General features: G+C 44.4%; 23 protein-coding genes. 22 read left to right on the top strand and 1 reads right to left on the bottom strand.

All coding sequences use genetic code 11. From position 1 onward, the window contains the following. The 15 genes from C509_RS0119850 (at nucleotide 1) to C509_RS0119780 (ending at nucleotide 14,925) form a co-directional block, all read left to right on the top strand. Nucleotides 1–243 (top strand): acetyl-CoA carboxylase, encoded by a 243-nt coding sequence (locus tag C509_RS0119850; protein WP_018708684.1) that lies wholly within the window; start codon nucleotides 1–3, stop codon nucleotides 241–243. 33 nt (nucleotides 244–276) lie between these two features. Then, the gene (locus C509_RS0119845) at nucleotides 277–1,626 is read left to right on the top strand and encodes an acetyl-CoA carboxylase biotin carboxylase subunit (protein WP_018708683.1); all 1,350 of its coding nucleotides are present in this window, start codon (nucleotides 277–279) and stop codon (nucleotides 1,624–1,626) included. 5 nt (nucleotides 1,627–1,631) lie between these two features. Beyond that, a complete protein-coding gene (locus tag C509_RS0119840; RefSeq protein ID WP_018708682.1) occupies nucleotides 1,632–2,399 on the top strand; it encodes a LamB/YcsF family protein in 768 nt (255 codons plus the stop codon). A gap of 23 nt (nucleotides 2,400–2,422) precedes the next feature. Next, on the top strand, nucleotides 2,423–2,875 hold the full coding sequence (locus C509_RS0119835; RefSeq protein WP_018708681.1) for an SRPBCC family protein: 453 nt from the start codon (nucleotides 2,423–2,425) through the stop codon (nucleotides 2,873–2,875). 29 nt (nucleotides 2,876–2,904) lie between these two features. Beyond that, nucleotides 2,905–3,432 carry a (2Fe-2S)-binding protein gene (locus C509_RS0119830; protein WP_018708680.1) on the top strand — a complete coding sequence of 176 codons (528 nt, stop codon included), beginning with the start codon at nucleotides 2,905–2,907 and terminating at the stop codon, nucleotides 3,430–3,432. Beyond that, complete coding sequence (locus tag C509_RS0119825; protein ID WP_018708679.1) at nucleotides 3,432–5,780, top strand: xanthine dehydrogenase family protein molybdopterin-binding subunit; 2,349 nt, start codon at nucleotides 3,432–3,434, stop codon at nucleotides 5,778–5,780. The genes C509_RS0119830 and C509_RS0119825 overlap by 1 nt, the downstream gene beginning before the upstream one ends. Further along, nucleotides 5,777–6,634: an FAD binding domain-containing protein gene (locus C509_RS0119820; protein WP_018708678.1), complete on the top strand. Its 858-nt coding sequence runs from the start codon at nucleotides 5,777–5,779 to the stop codon at nucleotides 6,632–6,634. The genes C509_RS0119825 and C509_RS0119820 overlap by 4 nt, the downstream gene beginning before the upstream one ends. Nucleotides 6,635–6,858: 224 nt before the next feature. After that, nucleotides 6,859–7,752: an AAA family ATPase gene (locus C509_RS0119815; RefSeq protein WP_026319987.1), complete on the top strand. Its 894-nt coding sequence runs from the start codon at nucleotides 6,859–6,861 to the stop codon at nucleotides 7,750–7,752. A gap of 14 nt (nucleotides 7,753–7,766) precedes the next feature. Further along, complete coding sequence (locus C509_RS0119810) at nucleotides 7,767–8,960, top strand: vWA domain-containing protein (RefSeq protein WP_018708676.1); 1,194 nt, start codon at nucleotides 7,767–7,769, stop codon at nucleotides 8,958–8,960. 4 nt (nucleotides 8,961–8,964) lie between these two features. Next, on the top strand, nucleotides 8,965–10,077 hold the full coding sequence (locus C509_RS0119805) for an XdhC family protein (RefSeq protein WP_018708675.1): 1,113 nt from the start codon (nucleotides 8,965–8,967) through the stop codon (nucleotides 10,075–10,077). A gap of 15 nt (nucleotides 10,078–10,092) precedes the next feature. Further along, a complete protein-coding gene (locus tag C509_RS0119800; protein ID WP_018708674.1) occupies nucleotides 10,093–10,710 on the top strand; it encodes a nucleotidyltransferase family protein in 618 nt (205 codons plus the stop codon). A gap of 53 nt (nucleotides 10,711–10,763) precedes the next feature. Then, nucleotides 10,764–12,800, top strand: a complete 2,037-nt coding sequence (locus C509_RS0119795) for a sigma 54-interacting transcriptional regulator (protein ID WP_018708673.1) — start codon at nucleotides 10,764–10,766, stop codon at nucleotides 12,798–12,800. A gap of 2 nt (nucleotides 12,801–12,802) precedes the next feature. Then, entirely contained in the window at nucleotides 12,803–13,693 is an 891-nt protein-coding gene (locus tag C509_RS0119790) for a 5-oxoprolinase subunit B family protein (RefSeq protein ID WP_033370404.1), read from the top strand. Nucleotide 13,694: 1 nt separating this feature from the next. After that, a complete protein-coding gene (locus C509_RS0119785) occupies nucleotides 13,695–14,672 on the top strand; it encodes a 5-oxoprolinase subunit C family protein (RefSeq protein ID WP_018708671.1) in 978 nt (325 codons plus the stop codon). A 28-nt stretch (nucleotides 14,673–14,700) separates the two neighbouring features. Next, nucleotides 14,701–14,925, top strand: a complete 225-nt coding sequence (locus C509_RS0119780) for a hypothetical protein (RefSeq protein WP_018708670.1) — start codon at nucleotides 14,701–14,703, stop codon at nucleotides 14,923–14,925. A gap of 102 nt (nucleotides 14,926–15,027) precedes the next feature. On the opposite strand, the gene C509_RS0119775 is transcribed toward C509_RS0119780, so the two are convergent. Next, a complete protein-coding gene (locus C509_RS0119775) occupies nucleotides 15,028–15,939 on the bottom strand; it encodes a LysR family transcriptional regulator (RefSeq protein WP_018708669.1) in 912 nt (303 codons plus the stop codon). A 270-nt stretch (nucleotides 15,940–16,209) separates the two neighbouring features. On the opposite strand from C509_RS0119775, the gene C509_RS0119770 reads away from it, so the two are divergent. From C509_RS0119770 to C509_RS24325, 7 genes are all read left to right on the top strand, one after another. Beyond that, on the top strand, nucleotides 16,210–17,328 hold the full coding sequence (locus C509_RS0119770; RefSeq protein ID WP_018708668.1) for an ABC transporter ATP-binding protein: 1,119 nt from the start codon (nucleotides 16,210–16,212) through the stop codon (nucleotides 17,326–17,328). Further along, nucleotides 17,325–18,269, top strand: coding sequence for an ABC transporter permease (locus tag C509_RS0119765; RefSeq protein ID WP_018708667.1), 945 nt, complete (start codon nucleotides 17,325–17,327; stop codon nucleotides 18,267–18,269). The genes C509_RS0119770 and C509_RS0119765 overlap by 4 nt, the downstream gene beginning before the upstream one ends. Nucleotides 18,270–18,272: 3 nt before the next feature. Further along, nucleotides 18,273–19,052: an ABC transporter permease gene (locus C509_RS0119760; protein ID WP_018708666.1), complete on the top strand. Its 780-nt coding sequence runs from the start codon at nucleotides 18,273–18,275 to the stop codon at nucleotides 19,050–19,052. A gap of 26 nt (nucleotides 19,053–19,078) precedes the next feature. Continuing rightward, the gene (locus C509_RS0119755; RefSeq protein WP_018708665.1) at nucleotides 19,079–20,149 is read left to right on the top strand and encodes an ABC transporter substrate-binding protein; all 1,071 of its coding nucleotides are present in this window, start codon (nucleotides 19,079–19,081) and stop codon (nucleotides 20,147–20,149) included. 103 nt (nucleotides 20,150–20,252) lie between these two features. Further along, entirely contained in the window at nucleotides 20,253–21,407 is a 1,155-nt protein-coding gene (gene solA, locus C509_RS0119750; protein WP_018708664.1) for an N-methyl-L-tryptophan oxidase, read from the top strand. Continuing rightward, on the top strand, nucleotides 21,404–22,054 hold the full coding sequence (locus C509_RS24330) for a GNAT family N-acetyltransferase (protein WP_018708663.1): 651 nt from the start codon (nucleotides 21,404–21,406) through the stop codon (nucleotides 22,052–22,054). The genes solA and C509_RS24330 overlap by 4 nt, the downstream gene beginning before the upstream one ends. A 60-nt stretch (nucleotides 22,055–22,114) precedes the next feature. Then, entirely contained in the window at nucleotides 22,115–23,392 is a 1,278-nt protein-coding gene (locus tag C509_RS24325) for an NAD(P)/FAD-dependent oxidoreductase (protein WP_018708662.1), read from the top strand. Nucleotides 23,393–23,415: the final 23 nt, after the last annotated feature.

Raw genomic sequence — 23,415 nt, 5'->3', positions numbered from 1 at the left:
ATGGAAGAGAAAAAAACAATTGTTTCGCCGATTCCGGGTGTATTTTATCGGAAACCGTCACCAGATAAAGAAGTTTACGTCAACGAAGGGGATGCGGTCAAAGCGGGTGATGTGATCGGGTTGGTCGAAGTCATGAAAAATTACTACGAGATCAAAGCCGAAGTTGATGGAGTGATCGAACGTTTCGTGTCGGACAATGAGCAGCTTGTGGACGCCGGACAGGAAGTTGCCATTTTGAAATAAACATTAACCTGTTTTTAAAAAGGAGAAATGCCTGTGCTTTTTAAACGAATATTAATTGCAAATAGAGGAGAAATTGCCCGGAGAGTCATACGTACATGCGAACGACTCGGAATTGAAACCGTTGCCGTTTATTCGGAGGCGGATGCCGGGATGCCGTTCGTCAAAGAAGCGACGACCGGTGTCTGTGTAGGACCGGCTCAAGCCAAGAAAAGCTATCTTGATATAGATAACATCATTCAGGCGGCCAAAGAGACAAATGCAGATGCTATCCACCCCGGATATGGATTTTTATCAGAGAACCCGGCATTTGTTCGTCGCTGCGAGGAAGAAGGGATCACCTTCATCGGACCAACTGCAAATGCAATTGAACTGATGGGGAGCAAGCTCGAAGCCCGAGCGCAGATGCAGGAGGCGGGAGTTCCGGTTGTCCCTGGATCGGAAGGGCGGTTGGCGTCTGTTGAGGAAGCAGTGAGCCTTGCTGACGAAATTGGATATCCTCTCATGCTGAAGGCCAGTGCAGGAGGAGGAGGCATCGGAATGCAGCTTGTTCATAATGCGGATGAGCTGGCAAAAGCCTTCGATTCTACGAAACAAAGGGCCGAGTCTTTCTTTGGTGACGGGGATTTGTTCCTGGAAAAATGGATCAACGAACCTCGTCATATTGAGGTGCAGATTGCGGCTGACGACTATGGAAACGTCATTCATCTGTATGAGCGTGAGTGCTCCGTTCAAAGGAGAAATCAAAAAGTGGTAGAGGAAAGCCCTTCGCCGTATTTGGATGAAAAATTAAGGGAAGAGCTTCTGCAGACGGCAATCCTCGGTGTACAGCATATCGGGTATACGAATGTCGGTACAATGGAGTTCATTTTTGATGGTGAGAGAAACTTTTACTTCCTTGAAATGAATACGCGCCTTCAGGTTGAGCACCCTGTCACCGAAGAAATAACCGGTTTAGATCTGGTGGAGTTGCAACTTCAATTGGCTGCAGGTAAAGAACTTCCTTTCCAGCAGCAAAACATCAAAAAGGAAGGTCATTCAATTGAATGCCGTTTGTATGCGGAAGATCCGAACACTTATTTTCCATCTCCGGGGACAATTAACCGGTTGGTTTTACCAAACAGGGCACGTCTTGATTTTGCCATTGAAGAAGGAAGCCAAGTATCACCTTTTTATGATCCGATGATCGGTAAAATCATTGTGCATGGCGAAGACCGTCACCAAGCCATTGGAAATATGCAGGCAGCATTGGAACAGCTGGAGGTTGAAGGTATTACAACAAACCTCCCGCTTCTATACGACATTATGGAAAATGCCAGTTTTAGAAAAGGCGAGTATACAACAAAGTTTTTGGATGAATTCCAGAAGGAACGACAGGTGAGGTGATAAATATGTACAAAGTTGATTTAAACTGTGATATGGGTGAGAGCTTCGCTCTTTATGAGCTGGGCAATGACAAGGAAATGATGAAGTACATCACCTCTGCGAATATAGCATGTGGATTTCATGCAGGTGATCCACAAGTGATGAGACGGACTGTTGAAATGGCAAAAGAATACGGAGTGGGAATTGGGGCCCATCCCGGCTTCCCAGACCTGCTGGGGTTCGGCCGCCGTTATATGACGTGCACTGCGCAAGAAGTCAAGGATTACATCACATACCAGACAGGGGCATTAAGGGAGTTTGCCCGGTCTGCTAATGTTGATATCCAGCATTGCAAACCGCACGGCGCATTGTTCATGAAAGCGATGGAAGACAGAGAGCTTGCCCGGGCCGTTTTAGAGGCTATCCACGAAGTGAATCCCGAAACGATCATCTTTGCCCTGAACAATTCCGAAGTATGGGAAGAAGCGAATAGAATGGGAATCCCAGTCGCCCTAGAAACATATTCGGACCGTGAGCATACAGAAAACGGGTCGATCGTGCTGACAAGGAAGGGGCAGACAATCCAAGATTACGATGAAATGGCACGGCGGGTTGTCCGCATGGTCAAAGAGGGAAAAGTCACTACCCATGACGGAAAAGAGGCTTCCGTCAAGGCACAGACAATTTGCATCCACGGAGATACACCGGGTGCACCCGAGCTAGCCAAAGCAATCGTCCGGGCATTGAAGGCAAATGATGTGGACATTCTACCAGTAAGGGAAGTCATTGGTTAATAGAGAACTAGAGGTGATCAACAGTGAAAATAGAAAACTCTCATACGTTTAAGGGCATTTCTGTCGAAACGCTTTGGAATACGCTGCAAAATAAGGAGGTGTTGCGAGGGGCTTTGCCGGGATGCAAATCGTTTAATGAAGTGGAAGGTGATGTATATGATGCCGAACTTGGGATCAATGTAGGCCCCGTTAAGGGGCTCTTTACGGCTGAAGTCCGCCAAGTGGAAAAAAAGGAGCCGGAATTTTACAAACTGATCGTTCATGGAAAAGGAAAACCAGGTGAGATTGATGCAAACGCAGAAATGAGATTGGAAGATTCAGAGGCAGGGGCGATTCTTACTTGCAGTGCTGATGTAAAGGTGACCGGAATTCTTGCTTCAGTCGGACAGAGAGTCATGGGAGGCGTAGCCAAGCTGTTGTTGGGACAATTTTTCAAAGATATTGAGAAAGAAACTAAAAAAATCGCAAACCTGTAACAGACATTTCTAATTAGGAGGAGCGGTTCATGACAAACAATAAAATGAAGGTGAATATGACTGTCAATGGCCGGGAACGAAGTGCAGAGGCTGAACCACGAATGCTGCTTGCCCACTTTTTGCGCGATGAGCTCGGTTTGACCGGTACGCATATCGGCTGTGATACAAGCCAATGCGGGGCCTGCACAGTGATGGTAGACGGTGCTGCCGTGAAATCCTGCACGATGCTTGCTGTGCAGGCGGATGGAACAGAAGTGACGACTGTGGAGGGAATCGGCACGGCCGACAACCTGCATCCTATGCAACAGGGATTCTGGGAGGAACACGGTCTTCAATGTGGTTACTGCACTTCAGGGGTCATGATGGCCATGATCGGCCTGTTGAACGAAAATCCGAATCCGACTGAGGAAGAGATCCGCGAAGGGCTGGAAGGTGTCATCTGCAGGTGTACAGGCTATCAATTTATCGTTAAGGCTGTTCAAAAAGCGGTACAGATCATGGCTGAAACCGATCGTCCGCTTCCGGCTAAAGAAGTTGTTGGGGAGGTGCGCTCATAATGGGGACTGTAGTTGGAACCAGTGTGAAAAGGAAAGAGGATCCTAAGCTTCTTACTGGGACAGGATATTTCTCTGATGATATTAAATTGCCTGGCATGCTCCATGCCGTCATATTAAGAAGCCCCCATGCCCATGCGAAAATCAAGAGCATCAATGTAGAAGAGGCTATGAAATCACCGGGTGTTGTAAAAGTTTATACCGGCAAGGATCTGGAAGGAAAAATCGGTAGAATCCCTTCATCCTGGCTTGTTCCGGACAGTAATTTAAAAGAAGCTCCCCAATATCCGCTGGCTATAGATCGGGTCCGGTATGTAGGTGACGGTGTGGCCATGCTGATTGCGGAAGACCGGTATGCTGCGAAGGATGCACTGGATTTAATTGATGTGGAATATGAGGTTTTGGCGCCGGCCGTTCATCAAAAGAAGGCGATGGAAGAAGGAGCTCCGCTTGTTCACGATGATGTTGAGAACAATATCGCTTTCCATTGGAAAGCAGGGGAAATCCCGGAAGAAATATTTGAATCCTCAGAAGTGGTTGTCAAGGAGAGCTTCCATGTTCAGCGGGTCGCGCCGAGCCCCATGGAAACTCGAGCGGCAGTAGGACAATATCACCCGGCTACGGGAGAATTGACACTCTATTGTACTTCACAAAACCCGCATATCCACCGGATGGTTCTTTCAGGAGTTCTGGGAATTTCGGAAGCAAAACTTCAGATCATTGTTCCTGATATGGGAGGCGGTTTTGGCGGGAAAATCGGAGTGTATCCGGATGAAGCACTTGTGGGCTATGCAGCGCGTGATCTGCAACAGCCTGTCAAATGGATCGAGCAGCGCAACGAACATTTTATGGCATCGAACCATGGCCGGGATGAAGTTATTGAGGTGGAGCTTGCAGGGAGCCGTGACGGAAAATTAACGGCAATCCGAGTGAAGAATACAGCGAACATGGGAGCTTACCTTTCTACAATGGGGCCCGGGGTTCCAACCATTGACTTTGGTCTTATGATTACAGGTGCTTATGATATTCCGCATGCATCCTGTGAAACATTCGGAGTCTATACTAACACGACACCGACGGATGCATACCGTGGAGCCGGAAAACCCGAAGCAACCTATCAGATTGAACGAATCATTGATTTGTTTGCAAGGGAAATCGGTATGGATCCGCTTGAGCTCAGAAAAAAGAATTTTGCTCCAAAGGAAGCTTTTCCATATACGAATGCCCAGGGGCTTATCTATGACAGTGGTGACTATGAAAAGCCATTGAAGAAAGCCTTGGAAATCATCGATTATGGAAAACTCCGCAAAAAGCAGGAAGAACTCCGCAAAGAAGGAAAGCTCATGGGTATCGGCTTGTCTACATATGTGGAGTTGTGCGGCTTTGGTCCATCTGCAGTCGCCGGGGCCATCGGATTCCAGGGAGGAGTCTGGGAAAACTCCACCGTCCGTGTCCATCCTTCAGGGAAAGTAACTGTTTTTGCAGGGACTTCTCCTCACGGGCAGGGACATGCGACAACATTTGGCCAAGTGGTGGCAGACAAGCTGGGCATTCCAATGGATGATATTGAATTCGTTTTCAATGATACCAAAGCAGTTTCTATGGGATGGGGAACATACGGATCTCGTTCAACAGCTGTTGGCGGTGGTGCTGTTGCATTTGCTGCAGAACGTGTCGTGGAAAAGGCCAAAAAGATTGCTGCGCATGAACTTGAAGTGGCTACAGATGACATCGATTTTGAAAATGGTGTATTTAAAGTGAAAGGCGTTCCAGGTCGCGAGCGCACTTTTCAAGAGATCGCAAAATCAGCCAACTATGCATGGAATCTTCCAGAAGGGATGGAGCCTTCATTGGAAGGACAAGCTTTCTTCGACCCAGAAAACTTCGTTTATCCGTTCGGCACGCATATCGTTGTTGTCGAAATTGATCAGGATACAGGAGAAATTGAGCTTAAACGCTATATAGCTGTCGATGATGTCGGACGAGTCATCAATCCCCTTACAGCATCTGGACAAGTCCATGGAGGGATAGCACAAGGAGTAGGGCAAGCCATGTGGGAAGGCATCGTTTACAACGATGAAGGTCAGCTAATGTCGGGTACCTTCATGGATTATACAATGCCGAAAGCACGTTTCTTCCCTGAAATTGAAAATTCATTCACAGAAACTTTATCTCCTGTCAACCCATTGGGCTCCAAAGGAGTGGGAGAAACAGGTACGACTGCTTCCATTCCAGCTGTCATGAATGCGGTGGTGGATGCACTCGCTCCGTTTGGCATCACGGATATCGATATGCCGCTTACTCCGGAAAAAGTATGGCGGGCAATTCAAAAAGGGAGGGAACAAGCATGATTCCTGCTAAATTTGATTATGTTCGTGCCGAGTCCATTGAACAGGCCGTTCAATTGTTACAGGAGAGCGACGGAGAGGGAAAGCTGATTGCCGGTGGTCATAGCTTGCTCCCCCTGATGAAGTTCAGACTAACAGAGCCTGGAAAATTAATTGATATAAGCCGGATCTCAGAATTAAAGGGTGTCCGCAAAGCTGGAGAACGCATTATTGTCGGGGCGATGACGACACATCGCGAAGCGGCAGTGGACCCGGTTATTAAAGAGCATATTCCGGTCCTGGCGCAAGCTGCGCGACAGGTCGGAGATATTCAAATCCGGAACCGGGGAACGGTGGGAGGAAATATTGCACATGCCGATCCGGCGGCAGATCTGCCTGCAGCTGCAATTGTACTGGATGCGGAGTTGACGATCCAAGGTGAAGACGGGGAAGAAACGATGAGTCTCGACAGCTTCATCATTGGACCATTGATTACGATGATGCCAGAAAACAGCATCGTAACGAATGTGACATTTGCTATTCCGCCTTCCCATACGAAATCAACATATTTGAAATATTTTCATCCTGCATCAGGTTATCCTGTAGTAGGTGTTTCCGTAGTTGCAGGTACGAGTAGTGATGGAAAAATCGATTATATCAAGGTGGGCATCACTGGAGCAGGAGACATGGTATTCCGGGCGGAAGCGGTGGAAGATGCGCTTATGGGACAAACACCATCTGAGTCGGTCATCGAATCGGCAGCTGGTCTTGCTGCCGAAAGCGCGGATATGGGAAGCGATCTGTTCGCATCCGAAGAATATAGAGAGCAGCTATGTAAGATTTATACAGCACGTGCATTAAAATCCGTTTTACTGTAAAGAGTTAGGGGCTGCGCTTTAATGGTGCGGCCCTTGGATTTTCAACAAAATGAATTTTGTCCGGTGAACCAAGCTTGTTGTTTAAATATCTGACTCGCATTTCTAAAAGTGCAAGGTTCCGGATTAATGTAAACATAAAACAGCTTATACGGGTTCCAATTTATCGTCCGAGTATTCATTTGTGCTAATTCAAAAGTGCACTAAATTCATTTTATCTAAATGAGGTGGTTCTAATTAGCTGTCATACACAATCAATCGAAGAAGCCTTCAGGGAACAAGGGTATATTACAGATCCGGAGATATTGACAGCATTACACCTTGTTACGGCGCTGAAAAAGCCCCTTTTGATCGAAGGTCCGGCAGGTGTAGGAAAGACGGAACTTGCAAAAGTGTTGGCAAAATCTTTGAATACCCGCCTGATCCGTCTCCAGTGTTATGAAGGGCTTGACATGAATTCAGCCTTATACGAATGGAATTACGCTAAACAAATGCTCCATATCCGTTTGACCGAAAACAGCGATGCTTCTTTAGCAGAGAGAGAATCTGCTATTTTCAGCAAACCATTCCTCCTTACACGCCCCATTCTTGATGCTTTGACTGACGGACATTCATCACCCGTTCTTTTGATTGATGAGGTGGACAGGGCTGACGAGGAATTTGAAGCTTTTTTACTTGAAGCCCTTGCTGAATCTCAAATTACTATACCGGAATTGGGTACCATTCGTGCGAAACATCCACCATATGTCATTTTAACGTCCAACCGGACGCGTGAATTGAGTGATGCGCTGCGAAGACGCTGTCTATATTATTGGGTCACCTATCCGGATATTGAAAAAGAGTCCGCCATTCTGCAAGCCCGAATTCCAAATATCAATAAAAAGCTGACAGAGCAGATCGTCAATATGATGCAACTTATCCGGAAGATGCCGCTTTCGAAGGTTCCCGGAATAGCCGAAAGTTTGGATTGGGCTTTTGCTCTGATGGCACTGAATCAAGGTGAATTGGACAAAAAAGTGGTACTTCAAACTTTGGGATGTTTTATAAAGGATCAGGAGGACTGGGAAACCGTTGAAAAAGAGATCAAGGAAGGGAATCTTCTTTCTATGGCCAAGGTCTGAAGGGAGGCAGGCGCATGCTGACACAAACACTTTCCAACCATATACTAAAATTTTGCTTCCACTTGCGGGAACGGGGTTTTTTGATTGGCCCGCAGGAAACGATGGACAGCATCCGAGCGGTCCAAGTGATCGATATTTTCAACAGGGACCAATTTCAGGCATGTTTAAGGCTTGTCCTCTGCACCAGCAAGGAAGAGCAGCCGATTTTTGACCATGCGTTTAAAGAGTTCTTTTTAAACATAAAAGAAAATAGATTAAGCGAAGAAATGCTTCATTATTTGAGTGACAATGAAAAGAGCGTTCGAAAAGAAGCATCCGACTCGGGCAAACAGCAGGAATACGAGAAGGAAGCAGAGAGTAAACAGGGAACGGCTCCTATAGGGCCGCAAGGAAAACAAACGCAGGACGGTGAAACAACCGGAAAAGAGCGGAGTTTATCATGGGTTGCTTCAAGAGCAGCCTTTAAGCAGTCTGAAGAATATCAAGCTTATATCCCTCCCGATGAATTGGGAGATATGGAAAAAGCGGCTAAAATGCTTATAAGAAAAATAACTCTGAAAAGAGAGCATTCCTATCAATCTGCGAAAAAGGGCATTAGGCTCAACTTTCGGAAAACGATGCGAGGAAGTCTTCAGACAGGTGGCCATCCTGTCCATTTATATTGGAAAAAAAGAAAAAAGCAGGGCGCTAAGTTTGTACTTTTATGCGATGCAAGCCGTTCCATGTCCCTATATGCCCATCGCTTTCTGCAATTTGCTTATGCGTTGTCAAAATTTACAAAGCATATGGAAGTATTTCTTTTCTCTACGAAAATCAAACGAGTGACGGATCAGCTCTTGGATAAACGTATGGCTCTTCCGGTTTTAAGTCAACTGGGTGATTCTTGGGGCGGGGGAACGTGCATTGGAGAATCGATCTATTCATTTGTACAGGACTACGGTCCACGTTTGCTTCATCAGGACACAGTGGTAATGATCGCCAGCGACGGCCTGGATGCCGGGGATATCAGCCATATGGACTGGGCGATGGGAGAAATTCAAAGAAAGACATCCGCCGTCATTTGGTTAAATCCATTATTGAATATTGAAGGTTATGAACCTTCGGCCCGCGGAATGAAAGCGGCCTTGAAGTATATAGATCTTTTTACCGGAGCCTACGATGCACATTCATTCCTAAAACTTGCAAAAAAGATAAAGGTGAGGGGGTAAGACGTTGACTGAAAATGAACAAATCATACAGGCTGTCATCGAAACACGGGAAAAAGGTGTAAGAGCCGCGCTAGCGACAGTTGTCCGTGTATATGGATCAGCTTACCGCCGTGAAGGGGCTAAAATGCTAATTGATGAAGATGAAAATCGAACAGGAATGGTTTCCGGCGGCTGCCTGGAAGCGGACGTTGCAGAAGTGGCAAAGCAGGTAATCAGTTCCGGAACACCTATATTGAAAACATATGACATGGATGAAGACCTTGTTTGGGGGCTTGGGCTTGGGTGTCCGGGAACAGTCGACATTTATATCGAACCGGTTCCCCAAAAACAGGATGCAGCTTTTGACCTCTGGCTTACAACTATAATGGAAGGGAAACCTTGCGGGATTGCGACTATTTTACAAGAGGGTGGACGTGTATTCATTCCAAAAAAGGGTGAAACAGCAGGGGATTTTTCGGATTCAACCGTACAGGAGCATGTCATTAGGATGGTTCAGCAAAAGATGAAAGAAAAAAACCCGAAATCTTTTTCAAAGTCTTTTACAATGGAAAACGGTAAGGAGATCGATGTTTTCATTGATGTGTATACGCCGCCGGCTCAACTTGTCATTTTTGGCGCTGGTCATGATGCCATCCCGGTGGCCAAATATGCAGTGTCGCTTGGGTGGAAAACAATTGTAGTCGACCCGAGGCCATTCTATAACAGTGAGGATAGGTTTCCTGGAGCGGAAAGGATTCTGGCTGATACTTCCAATTTTAAGGAGGAAGTGCAAATCGGCGGGCATACATATGTCATCGTTATGAATCATCATATAGAAAGGGATCGGGAAACGCTCAAATTTGTCATGCCTTCTTCGGCGGCTTATATCGGGGTTCTCGGTCCGCGAAAGAGACGGGTCCGGATGCTTGAAGCCATTAAAGAGGAAGGAATCCGGTTTACGGAAAAACAGATTAAGCGGATGCACAGCCCGATTGGACTCGATATCGGTTCGGAAACGCCTGAAGAGATAGCCATCAGTATCATGGCTGAAATTATCGCGGTTCAGAAAGGGCATGAGGGAGGATTTTTACAGGATTCAAAGAGGATCCACCAAGGTGGAGCTACAGTGAACTCATGATGGGAAGGGACTTATATGGAACAGACGAGTGCAATCATTCTTGCCGCAGGCACTTCATCCAGAATGGGGACAGCGAAACAATTACTGCCTTTGGGAGACCGTCCCATCTTGGCGCATGTTGTTGAGCATGTACTAGCGGAAAACTTTTCCGAAGTCATCGCAGTGGTCGGGCATAAGGCGGAAGCCATCCAATGTGCTATTCCCATACAGGATAAGCGGTTTCGCTGGGTACTAAACAAAGATTACAGACAGGGGCAGGGCACCTCTTTAAAATTGGGGTTAATCGAAATGAATAAGCTACACTCCAGCTTTATGGTGTTTCTTGCAGATCTTCCTTTCATTTCACAAAAAACAATCCACAATGTCTTTGAAAAGGGACAATCCATGCTTCAAAAGGTAAATTTGTCGTTTGTTTTACAACCAAGTTTTCAAGGGACTGCAGGTCACCCCGTTTTTTTCGGTCATGTAAAACCTGAATGGTTTCAGCAAATTCAAGGCGATCATGGTGCAAGAGCCATCATGGACCGTTTTTCAATCAGGGAACAGTTTCCTGTTGAAGACAAGGGGATTTTATTTGATATCGATACACCTGAGGCTTTTGAGGAGGCCCAGAAAATCTATCGGCAAATTTAACTGAAAGCGGTATAATAGAAGAAACATCTCTTCCCGGAATAAGGAGGGATCCCTTGATTCTTTGGAAAGATATCCTGAAACCGATTGCAGCAGTGGTCGGACACGATAATTCTATCAAATCAGTTATTCAAAAGATTACTAGTGAGCAAGCCGATATCGCTTTTGTTGAGGACCAAGGGGTCTTGATCGGCTATATTACAAACAGCCAATTGCTTGAGCAGATCGATACGGGACAAAGTCTGGATGAACCGATTCAATATAAGGATGACATGTTGAAAGTTCCCGATTCTCTTCCGGTTGAGTTTTTTCATAATGTGACAACGGTCATCGGAGTGGATTCAAGTGGAGGTGTCGCTGGGTATAGTACAGTAAAGAATGCCCGCCATCAAATCAATGAGCTACAATTGGTCCATTTGAATGAGATCATCCATGGAGCGGGTGTAGGAATTATAAGGACGAACAACCTATATGAAATTGAATTCATGAACGAGACAGCAGAAAAATTTTTGGGCCTGCCAAGGTCTTTTCTTTTATCCCGCAATTATAAAGCCCTGTTGACGATGGAAAAAGACCTGAAGAGGGTATTGGACGGAGAAACGCTTGTAAGTGTGAACAGCACAATTAATTTTAAACAAATGAGCGGAAACTTTTATCCCCTAAAAATAGAGGGTGAAATCTCAGGTCTTGTCCATATGTTTTACCTTCGGGAAGAGTTCGAGGAGGCGGTCCAGGAATTGGACTTTGTCCGCCACCTGTATTCCGACCTGCAGGCGGTATATGATTCCTCAAATGAACAGATTCTGGTGATTGATGAAAAAGGGAAAATCCTTCGGGTGGCCGGAAAATTTTTGAGCAGTTTTTGGAAAACGAAAGAAGCGGATCAGATTATCGGAAAGCAGATCGGAGACTTTACAAGACGGAATATTTTTCAACCAAATATTTTTGAATTATGTGTAAAACAAAAGAAGAAGGTGACTTCCATTCAGGAGTCATCCAATCAAACCAGGGTTTGGTCAGTAGCTACGCCTGTTTATCATGAAGGAAAGTTGGAAAAGGTGGTCATTCTTTCCCGTGATATCACATCGAACGCCTCTCTTCATGCCGAAACAGATCAGGAAGACTTGAATACGCATACCTTTGAAACAGAGAAGAAAAAATTGGTTTACCGTTCGGGTAAAGTCGCCTCACTTCTGAGTAACCTTCGGAGAGCCGCCAAGATGAATTCAACGATTCTTCTTGAAGGCGAATCAGGAGTGGGCAAGGAGATTTTTGCGCATGAAATCCACTTTGCCAGCCCTCGGAAGGATTGCCCTTTTATCCGGGTCAACTGCGGTGCCATTCCTGAACAGTTGATTGAAAGTGAGCTGTTCGGTTATGAAAAAGGGGCATTTACGGGGGCTGACCGCAGGGGGAAAGCCGGCCTGTTCGAGCGTGCCCATACAGGAACGATTTTTCTGGATGAAATTGGCGATCTTCCGTTAAATATGCAGGTGAAATTGCTCCGTGTCATACAAGAACGGGAAATGGTGCGGATTGGCGGTACAGAAACAATCCCGATTGATGTCCGAATTATCGCTGCCACCAATAAAGACTTGAAATTAATGGTATCAAACGGGGATTTCCGGGAAGACCTTTTCTACCGCTTGAATGTCATTCCTCTTCGCATTCCTCCACTGCGTGAAAGGAAAGAAGATATTTTTCCACTTGCGGTTTATTTCCTGGAGCATTTCAAACGTATGTACAACATTGAGAAAAGTTATACTCCCGATGCGATTTCAGTGCTGGAAATGTACGGATGGCCGGGAAACATCAGAGAGCTTGAAAATATTGTGGAAAGATTAATTGTATTCAGCCAGGAAGAATGGATTGACCGCGAAGTAGTTTTGAAGGTGCTGTACGGTGAAGAGGAATCCAAGAAAAAACAGCCGCTTGTATTGGAGATGATGCCGCTAAAAGAAGCGGTGGCAGAGCTGGAAACGCAGTTGATTGAGCTGGGCATGAGAAAATATGGCACAGCGGCGAAAGTGTCTGAAATACTTGGGGTAAGTCCAGCCACCATCAGTAGACGGATGAAAAAGATCAAAAAATAGAGGTGGAGACATTGTTTACATTGCCTGAAACGAATTTTAATTTTGGCGGTGATGAGTATATATATGCCGAAATTTCCCGCGATATGAGGGTAGAAAGTAACTTTAAGGCATTGGCAATTACCACGGAATTGCGAAAAAGGAACATTCCCGGCATAACGGACATTGCCTCCTCCAACGCCTCTTATTTGGTACGTTATAACCCGGACATTATTTCAGCCCGGGATCTTCTGGACTATCTAAGGGAAATCGACTTGACGAAAAGCGACCCGAAGGAATTGAACTTGTCTGTTCGGATTGTAGAAATTCCAATCTGGTATGATGATCCCATAACCGGGGAATATTCCGAACGGTTCAAAAGCAGGCATGATTCCTCCGAAAAAACAAACTTTGAATATGTGATGCGGTTAAACGGATTCAAAAATAAGGAGGCTTTTATTGAAAAGCATTCAAGTACACCCTATTTGATTACGATGGTCGGCTTTCTTCCCGGAACCGCCTGGCATTTTCCGCTGGGTATCCAGCCTAAGGAGATGATCCAGGCACCGAAATACGCAAGTCCCCGGACAGATACGCCTGCCCGAAGCATTGGAATCGGAGGAGCCTTCAATGTCATATACCCGGTTAATGGCCCGGGGAGCTACCAACTCATCGGCATGTCCGCCATCCCTGTCGTGGATCATGAAAAATATTTACCTGAACTGGAGTCTTATTTTTTGGCGCGTCCGGGAGACATTTGGAAATACCGGTCGATCGATGAATCTGAATACGGACGGATTCGTGAAGCCGTTGAGGCAGGAACATATAAATACCGGATGAAAAATATAGATCTGTCCCCATTGGAATATGCCGAAAAAGGAAATGAATATATCCGTGAATTGACAGGAGATTTTTAACATGATAGAAATCATTGAACCGGGGTTATGGACCACTGTACAGGATTTGGGACGGCTTGGAAACTATCATTTGGGAGTACCGCCTTCAGGTGCAGCAGATAAATATTCATTCATTGCAGGGAATCTTCTTGTTGGCAACCCAGTTGATTTCCCTGGATTGGAAATGACTTTATTTGGCGGAAAAATGATATTTCACAAAAATACAGTGATAGCTATGACTGGAGCTCCGATGGATGCTTTTGTAAACGGCCGTTTAGTGAGTTTTTGGGAAGCGATAGTGGTTCATGAAGGGGATGTCCTTACTCTTAATGCGTGCCGGGACGGAGTGAAGGCTTTTTTATGTGTGTCCGGTGGGATAGATGTCCCGGAAGTCCTCGGCAGCAGATCAACATATGAACTAAGTAAAATTGGCGGATATAAGGGAAGAAAACTGGCCAAAAGTGACAAGGTGAACATCAATGAACCCTTGCCCGGAGTTTTCAAACAAGCAGGCAAATCGGTTCCGGAAGAATTTGTCCCTGGCTTCGGACGCTCACAGGAAATCAGAGTGACGATGGGAATCAAAGGGCATATGATCAGTGATGAGGGCTTAAAGGCATTTTTAAATTCGGAATGGAGCGTTTCGCCTGAATCAAACCGGGTTGCCTACAGGTATAAAGGGGCAAAAGTTTCTTTTATAGAAGAAGATCCACCATTCGGAGCGGGGAGCAGCTTTACGAATGTAGTGGACTTTGCCTATCCGATAGGCGGAATCATGTTCCCGAATGAAGAAGAACTAATTGTTCTGCAAAATGATGCAACAACCGGGGGCGGTTTTGTCACCATCGGAACAGTGATTAGCCAGGATCTGGATCTGATCGCCCAATCCCGTCCGCTTTCCACATGCCGGTTTGTGTCCATCACACTGGATCAAGCCATCGAGGCGAGAAAAGAGAGGAACGAAAAGTTGGCAAGACTGGAAGAAATGTTGAAACGATAGGAAAACAACGAATGGAAAGGTGATAGAAATGGGAAAATGTAATATTGACCATTCACGTGAAAGTGTAGTGGCAAAGCTTGAAAGCCAAGAAGAATTTCTGCCGAAAAGTTTGGCAGAGGATCTGGGACAATTTTTAAAAAGAGAGCAGCCGCAGGAAACCCTGAATGAGGTATTCCACTTATTGAAAAAATACGACTTGGCATCTGAGAGTGAGCGGGAAGAAAGAGAACGAAAGTTGAAACAGTTTATATAAAACTAGATCATAAAAATTTACAGCCTCCGGTAATCAGGGGCTGTTTTATTTTGTTTGGAATGCCATGTTCCTGTACGTTCGTGATGGACCCTCATTCCACTTTTAAATCCCAAATTCCTCTTCCATTTCCTCAATAACTTCTTTAGTAATCGTTAAAAAAAGATCGACCGCTTCCTTTTTCACTTTGTTTTTCACTGTCACCATGTTCAAAGTGGTGGTAATGGCAGGATCTGAAAGCTCTACCAATGGAGGCAGATCGATACCTATGCTTTTAATGACAGATTTGGGAGGGAAGGTAATCCCCATGCCGGCTTTGACCATCCCCAACATCGGCAATGTTTCGGTTCCCCAATAGATGATATTCGGTGTAAATCCTCTTTTTTTACACTCCATGATGATGGTGTCCGAAATATTATACTCGTATGATGAGTGATGAAGTAAAAAGTTCTCATTGTTTAACTCTTCCAGTGTTATCGATTTTTTTCCGGCAAAGGGATGACTTGGCGGGAGTGCAACCATTACAGGTTCTGTCAATAACTTAGTAGTTATTAAATCACTCCTATTGTATACATTCCTCACAATCCCAATATCCAATTTGTGAAAGCGCAGATGTTCCAAGATAAAAGGAGTTGAACCCTCCTTTACGTGAGTGGATATATTAAACGATTGATCTTGCATCCGCTTAATTATTTCAGGAATCAATGAAAAGTTTGATACTGTCGCACATCCGATAGATACATTTCCACGGTGATCCTGCTGATATTCCCTTGCTTCCTGAAGAATGGCTTCAGAGCTTGCCAACAGTTCAATCCCCCGTTGATAGACAAATTGACCAGAGTCTGTCAGAAATAGGCGCTTTCCTTCTCTTCTGAATAATTGTACTCCAATCTCTTCCTCGAATTTTTTTAAAAGCATGCTTAAAGGAGGCTGGGTCATGTTAAGGGCCTTGGCTGCTTTGGAAACGGTTCCATTATCAACAACAGCAATAAAATATTTTAGCTTTTGGAAATCCATTTATATCACCTTTATATACAAAATATATAATAATTAATTTTATTATATATTTTACATTTATTAAAATTCAAGCTATTATTTATAAACAAATAAATTAAAATAAATGTCGTATTTTGATGAAATTGTATTTTTAAAAAATAGTACAGATTTATGTAAGCGTTTTTGGAATCCGGCATACCGGCTATTCCCAAATTTTATTGGTTTTTGAAAATCTCACTTATAATTTTTGGAATATTTTAGTTTTTTAATAAAAAAGGGAGGGGCAGTCCTATGGCAAGCAACTTAGAGATACAAAATGTCTCGAAGTATTATAAAAAATTTAGAGCAGTTCACAATGCGAATGTAAGTGTTGAACAGGGAGAGTTTTTCACGATTCTTGGTCCAAGCGGATCAGGAAAGACGACGCTATTGAAACTGATAGCCGGATTCGAAGAAGTCAGTTCCGGAGCGATTATGTTAAGTAATGAGAACATTTCTGCCAAAAAACCTTATGAAAGAAACATCGGGATGGTTTTTCAAAACTATGCCCTTTTCCCGCATATGACTGTGGCTGAAAATATCGCTTATCCGCTGAAACGGCGCAAAGTGAAAAAGCAGGAAGCCAAACAAAAAGTGGAAGAAGTATTGAAAATCGTCCATCTTGAGCAATATGCCAATCATTTTCCTGCTCAAATGAGTGGAGGGCAGCAACAGCGTGTGGCTTTGGCAAGAGCCATTGTTTTCAGACCGCCTCTTCTATTATTGGACGAACCGCTAAGCGCACTGGATAAAAACTTGAGACAGCATATGCAGATAGAGATTAAAAATATCCAGGAAAGCCTGGGCATTACCACCATATCTGTCACACATGACCAAGAGGAAGCGTTGACGATGTCTGACCGGATCTGTGTCATGAACAACGGAGGAATCGAACAGATTGATACACCTGAAAACTTATACAAATATCCCAAGAATAGATTTGTTGCCGAGTTCATCGGCGAAATCAATCTTCTTAAAGGAATCATGGTAAATGAGGATTCCGAAAACGCCAGCATTCAATTGTCAAATGGGCATGTGGTTACAATCCAGACAAGAGGGAAGTCACATGATACAAAATCGGTCTTGGTCGCACTCCGTCCCGAAAATATCCAACTTGCAGATTACGGAAAGACCTTGAAAAACACAATTCAGGCAAAAGTGATGTCTGTCATTTATGTCGGAGAAGCGCTCATCGTTATAGTCAAAACAAAAAAAGGAGAAGAACTGAAAATAAAGATCCCTTCATTATTATCACATGCCATTACGGTTGGGGAGGAATTGAAATTTGGCTGGAATCCACAGGATGCCACAATTTTGAAGGATGAAACAAAAAATAATGAAAGCGCTGCATTAGAAGCAGTCTCCTCTTGATTGTTAAACAGTCCATTAAAAAAGGAAGTGAGAGTGTGATAAATGTAAAACAGGAGAAACAGCTTATTTCGGGTTACAGCGTTCCGACACCAAGTTTCCTTACAAAAATCCCGGGGCTGAAATGGCTGTTGATGATCATTCCGCTGGTTTATGTTGCAGTATTGCTGCTTTATCCGATGGTTGAGCTGTTTAAGATGGGAATTGCCGACAGCAATGGTTTGACCCTCGAATATTTAAAACATATTTTTTCAAATAAAGTCTATTTGGATGTTATTTGGATCACTTTGAAAATCTCTTTTCTAGTGACATTCATTTCATTGATGATCTCTTATCCAATCGCTTATCTCCTCATCAGGATTGAATCAAATACATGGAAAAACATCATCATTGCCTTGGCTATGATTCCTTTTTGGATAAGCCTGCTCGTTCGCACATTTTCCTGGATCGTCATGTTGCAGGAACAGGGAGTGATCAATCAGCTCCTCTTGGCTTTGGGGATTATAGATGAACCGATCAAGCTTTTATACACCACGACAGGTGTGGTGATTGGCATGGTTCATGTTCTTTATCCATTTATGTTTTTCAGTCTTTATTCAGTCATGAAAGGGATTGACCAACGGTTGTACCAGGCTGCTGAAGGCCTTGGCGCCCGCCCATTGACAGCATTTTTCCAAATTAACTTCCCGCTTTCATTGCCGGGGGTACTGGCCGGCTCTCTCTTGGTTTTCGTCATGAGTCTTGGATTCTTTGTCACACCGGCATTGCTCGGAGGTTCAGGTGAAATGATGATTTCTATGGTCATTGAGAATTACATTAACAAAACTTTAAACTGGCATTTGGCTTCTGCACTATCACTAGTGTTGTTTATTGTAACGATTGTGATTCTAGGTTTGGCATTCCTTGCATTGCGTAACAACGCTGTTTTAAAGGATGTGACATAGAAAATGTGGTTAAAAGGAACGGTTGCTCTCATACTTACAGCTTTAATTGCACCGATTATCATCATTTTCGTTATGTCATTTACGTCTGTTTCTTATTTTCAATTCCCGCCTCCAGGATATTCCTTCAAGTGGTATCAGGCATTCTTTGAAGATGTTTCCTGGATGGAAAGCCTGTTCCGCAGTTTACAGATTTCTTTTTTCACGACCATTTTAGCCGTGGTGATTGGAACCCTTGCGGCAAATGCTGTAGTCCGATTGAATTTCCCAGGGAAACAGCTATTCATGGGGCTAATGGTGGCTCCTATGATCATTCCGGTCATTATTGTCGGTATTGCGCTTTACCGCTTCTTTTCGCCGTTGCAGATGACTGGAACAATGACAGGCATGGTGCTGTCGCATTCCATTCTGTCCATACCGATGGTGTTCGTCACTGTCTTGGCAAGTCTGAAAGGGATGGATCGAAATTTGGAACTGGCAGCAATGGGACTGGGGTCCACTCCAATTGAGGCATTTTTCAAAGTGACTTTTCCATTTATCCGGCCAGCAATATTTTCCGGTGCTTTGTTTGCCTTTCTTACATCATTTGATGAGTTGGTCGTAACGGTTTTCTTGGCGGGACCCACAACAAAAACATTGCCTGTAAAAATGTGGGAAGATTTGCGGACACAGGTGGACCCGACAATTGCAGCAATTTCAACTATCTTGATTATCGGTATTGTTTTTGTTTACCTGCTTCAAGGATGGTTTTCTGAACGGGCAGTTAAAGCAAAAAGCAATCAATAGATATAAAAATTAGAGGGGGAAAACAAATGTTTAAAAAAGCATTATTGGCAGGAATTGTATCATCCTTTTCCTTGTTTGCCGCTGCCTGCGGGACAGGAGGATCAGAAAGCTCAGGATCAGGAGGGGGAAAACCTGAGACACTAGTAGTTGTCGATTGGGGCGGCACAGTTACAGATGCACGCAAAGACACAATATTCAAGCCATTTGAAGAAGAATTCAATGTAAAAATCGAAGTCGAATCCCCAACCGACTATGGGAAATTAAAGGCCATGGTTGAAGGAGGGAATGTCACCTGGGATGTTGTGAATATTGATACATTCTGGGGAGAACAGGCAGGGAAGCAGGGGTTACTGGAGCCTATTGATTACGATGTTGTCAGCAAGGAAGATATCATCCCTGAAATGGCTAATGAATATTCTGTAGGGGCTGAAATGTATTCATCTGTTATCGCATACAGTACGGACAAGTTTTCAGAGGATAATCACCCAAAAACATGGCAGGATTTTTGGGACACAGAAAAGTTTCCTGGGGCACGCGGTCTGTATAATGATCCGCTTGAAACATTGGAGATCGCTCTCCTGGCTGATGGCGTAAAACCTGAAAACCTTTATCCACTGGATGTAGACAGGGCGTTTAAGAGTCTTGATAAATTAAAAGAGAAAACGGAAATTGTTTGGTGGGATGCGGGGGCACAACCTGTCGAGCTTCTTTCCACCGGTACTGTAACTGTATCTACAGCTTGGAATGGACGCATCACAGAAGCTAAAAAGGACGACGCTCCTGTAGACCTTCATTATAATCAAGCAACCCTATCCAGTGAATCCTGGGCAGTTCCGAAAGGATCCAAGAATAAAGAACTGGCAATGGAATTTATTCATTTTGCGACAAGTGCAGAAGTCCAAGCTGCTTTTTCTGAGACAATTGATTATTCACCTGTAAATGAAAAAGCAATAGAGCTGCTGCCTGCTGAAGTCCAGGAAAGACTCGGACAATCTCCGGAACAGGCAGAAAGCCAAGTCATTATGGACCCCAAATATTGGGCTGAGAACTATGAAGAAGTCAGTCAAAGACTGCAGGAATGGCATCTCAAAAAATGATTTGAATGCAGAATTGTATGAGTCGGAATATTCTATCTCTTAGTTGCAACTCATCAAAATATAGCGTGATCAGGCACTTGCCTTACACAATGGGAGGGTTTTTATGGATGCAGATATAGGCATCATCGGTTTAGGAACCGTGGGCAGCATGACTTTATGGCAGCTTGCCCGGAAAGGTGTATCGGTCATGGGTTTTGAACAATTCGGAATCGGGCATGACTATTCCGCTGCAGGAGGAGAATCAAGAATCTTTCGTACTGCTTATGGCGAGGGATCGGAATATGTTCCGATCATGAAAGAATCCTACCGGCTTTGGAGGGAGTTGGAAAAGGAATCAGGCAATGAGCTGCTTCATTTGACCGGGGGCTTGATGATAGGAGAGCCTGGGACCCCGTTCATGGATAATGTGCTAAAAAGCATTGAGAGGTTCGGTCTGGAGCACGAAATTCTTGAGGGAGAACAAGCGGAAAAACGTTTTCCGCAGCATCGCCTTCTACCAGGAGAAATCATGGTATTGGATAAATTGGCAGGTGGACTTCGGCCGGAACTGGCAGTTGTATCTGCAGTTAAACAGGCTGAAAAGCTGGGGGCGAAGGTTTTCAGTCACTCCCTTGTAGAAGGTATTGAAAGTGGCAGGAGTGGAGTCAAGGTATTTGTAAATGGAAAAGAATATCAGTTTGGCAAGGTGGTCATTTCAACAGGGCCGTGGACAGGGGTCTTTATGCCAGACTACAAATCCCAAATCACCATTAAACGACTGGCCATGGGATGGTTTGCAGCTAAAGACATTAAGAAATTCCGGGCGGATCGCTTCCCTGTCTATATAAGGGAATCTGGAGAAGACAAGTTTTATGGAACTCCGACCTTTGATGGCAGCATGGTCAAGGCCGCATTTTATATCAATTATGGAATCCTTGAACATCCGAACGACCTGAGCCGCACCATTATGCCGGAAGACCTTGAACTTTTGCGTAATGCTGTGAAGCAATATCTGCCCGATCTTTATCCGGATCCTGTCAGGGCAAGCGTCTATATGGATGGCTTTACACCAGATGAGCATGCTTTAGTCGGTAGTATCGATGATCAAGACCGCATTATTTTGCTCGGCGGATTTTCAGGACATGGCTTTAAGATGGCCACTGCAATCGGAAAAATTGCTTCCGACCTGGTGTTGGAAGGAAAAACAACATTTGAACTGGATCACCTTTCACCGAAAAGGTTTCTAAAAGAGAATGCTAAACAGGAGGGACTAACATGACGACAACAGAAGTAAAAATCATTGTAAGGAATACTACTTTGGAAGATATTGATGAGCTAGTTCCCATGGCCATCAAAGGTTACGGCTATGAGGATATGGCTCCTACGAAAGAGAAATATAAAAGTCACCTGAAGCATTTTCCGGAAGGACAATTTTGTGTAGAGTATGGCGGAAAACTCATTGCATCCTGTTCCAGTGTCCTAATAAATATTGAAGATTATGGTGAAAATCATACTTTTAATGATGTTGCCGGTGGAGGCTATATCGATAACCATAACCCTAACGGCAAAAATCTGTACGGGATTGATGTCGTTGTCCATCCTGATTATCGAAAAATGAAAGTCGGCAAGCGATTATATGAGGCTCGGAGAAAACTGGCAAAAGACATGAACCTGGAAAGCATCATTTTTGGAGGAAGGATTCCAAACTATCAGCAGTATGCGGATCAAATGACAGCGGAAGAATATGTCAGAAAAGTATTGGACGGAGAGATTTTTGATCCTGTCATTGTTTTCCAGACAAGAAACGGGTTTGAATGTAAAGGGGTCATGAAAGGTTATATTCCGAAGGATGAAGAATCTCTTGGATATGCGACGCTGATGGAATGGAAAAACCCGGATTACTCACCTCCTGCCAAGCAAGGTTAAGTATATAAACGACAAAAGATCAAATTAAACTACGAGAGCTTACAAGATGGGGGAATGAACGTGGATTCTTTATCCATGTGGGAAGCAACAGCCGGTGAACGCAAACAACGTCCGACACTCCAAGGCGATCGGCATTGTGATGTGGTCGTCATCGGTGCTGGATACACTGGGCTTTCTACAGCTTATCATTTACAAGAAAAAGGGCATAAAACAGTTGTACTGGAAAAATATCATGTAGGTTTTGGTGCGAGCGGTAGAAATGGGGGTGAGTTGTTAACAGGTTTTCAAGGTACGATGGAATCCTGGGTCGCAAAGAAAGGAATGGAAACAGCCAAGGCCATGTGGCAAATGTCGTTAGATTCCATTGATATAACTGAACATATTATCAAAGAACATGGCATAGACTGCGATTTTGTAAGGAATGGGGACATCCGCCCCGCATTTAAATTATCTCATTTGGATAAATTCAAAAGAGAGCAAGAATACATGGCAAAGGTTTTCGACTTTCATGAACTGAATGTTCTTGATAAGGATGAAATGAAATCTGAGGTGAACACATCCTTTTATCATGGTGCCCGGACGAATGAAAGGGGAGCCCATTTCCATCCATTGAAGTTTGCAAGAGGACTTGCAGACTTGGCTGAAGAAAGGGGAGCCATCATATATGAGCATTCCGAAGCTTTGAAGATTGAGAGAAAAGGCAAAGTGGTTGTCACAACCGAGAAGGGAAGAGTCTTAGCGGATGAAGTTGTTATCGTTACGAATGCCTATGCCGGTAACCTCAATAAAACTATTAAAGGATCTGTTGTACCGGTGGAAAGTATCATGATCGCAACTGAACCGTTGACTGAAGAACTTATGAAGGAAATGATTCCCAACAACCGTGCAGCTTCCGATTCAAAGAACTTGCTATATTATTTCCGGAGAACCAGAGACAATCGAATGGCTTTCGGCGGATCCGGAAGGGCCTTCAGCAAGCGGGATCAACTGCGGCTATTCGATACACTCCAGGATGGGATGGTGGAAGTATTCCCGCAATTGAAGGGGGCAAAAGTTGAATTCCGCTGGGGCGGTAAAGTGGGATTTACCCAGGAGATGCTTCCATACATCGGCCACCTCGAAGATGGAACCCATTTTGCATTTGGATACTGTGGACGCGGAGCAGCAATGGCAGTGATGGCTGGTAAAATCCTTGCAGGGACAATCACCCATTCGGACGATGTGATCAACCCGCTGAGAAAAGAAAAATTGAGACCCATTCCGTTCCATAGTCAACATGCAAAAGCAGTGGGAATCATGAAGTTTTATAAAACATTTCAAGACAAGTATGGTTCCTAACGGAACTGTGGAAGATGGGGGAA

It is taken from the genome of Siminovitchia fordii DSM 16014 = CIP 108821 (assembly GCF_000374565.1).
Classification (GTDB): Bacteria; Bacillota; Bacilli; order Bacillales; family Bacillaceae_C; genus Siminovitchia; species Siminovitchia fordii.
This window is presented reverse-complemented; position numbering and strand designations above follow the sequence as displayed.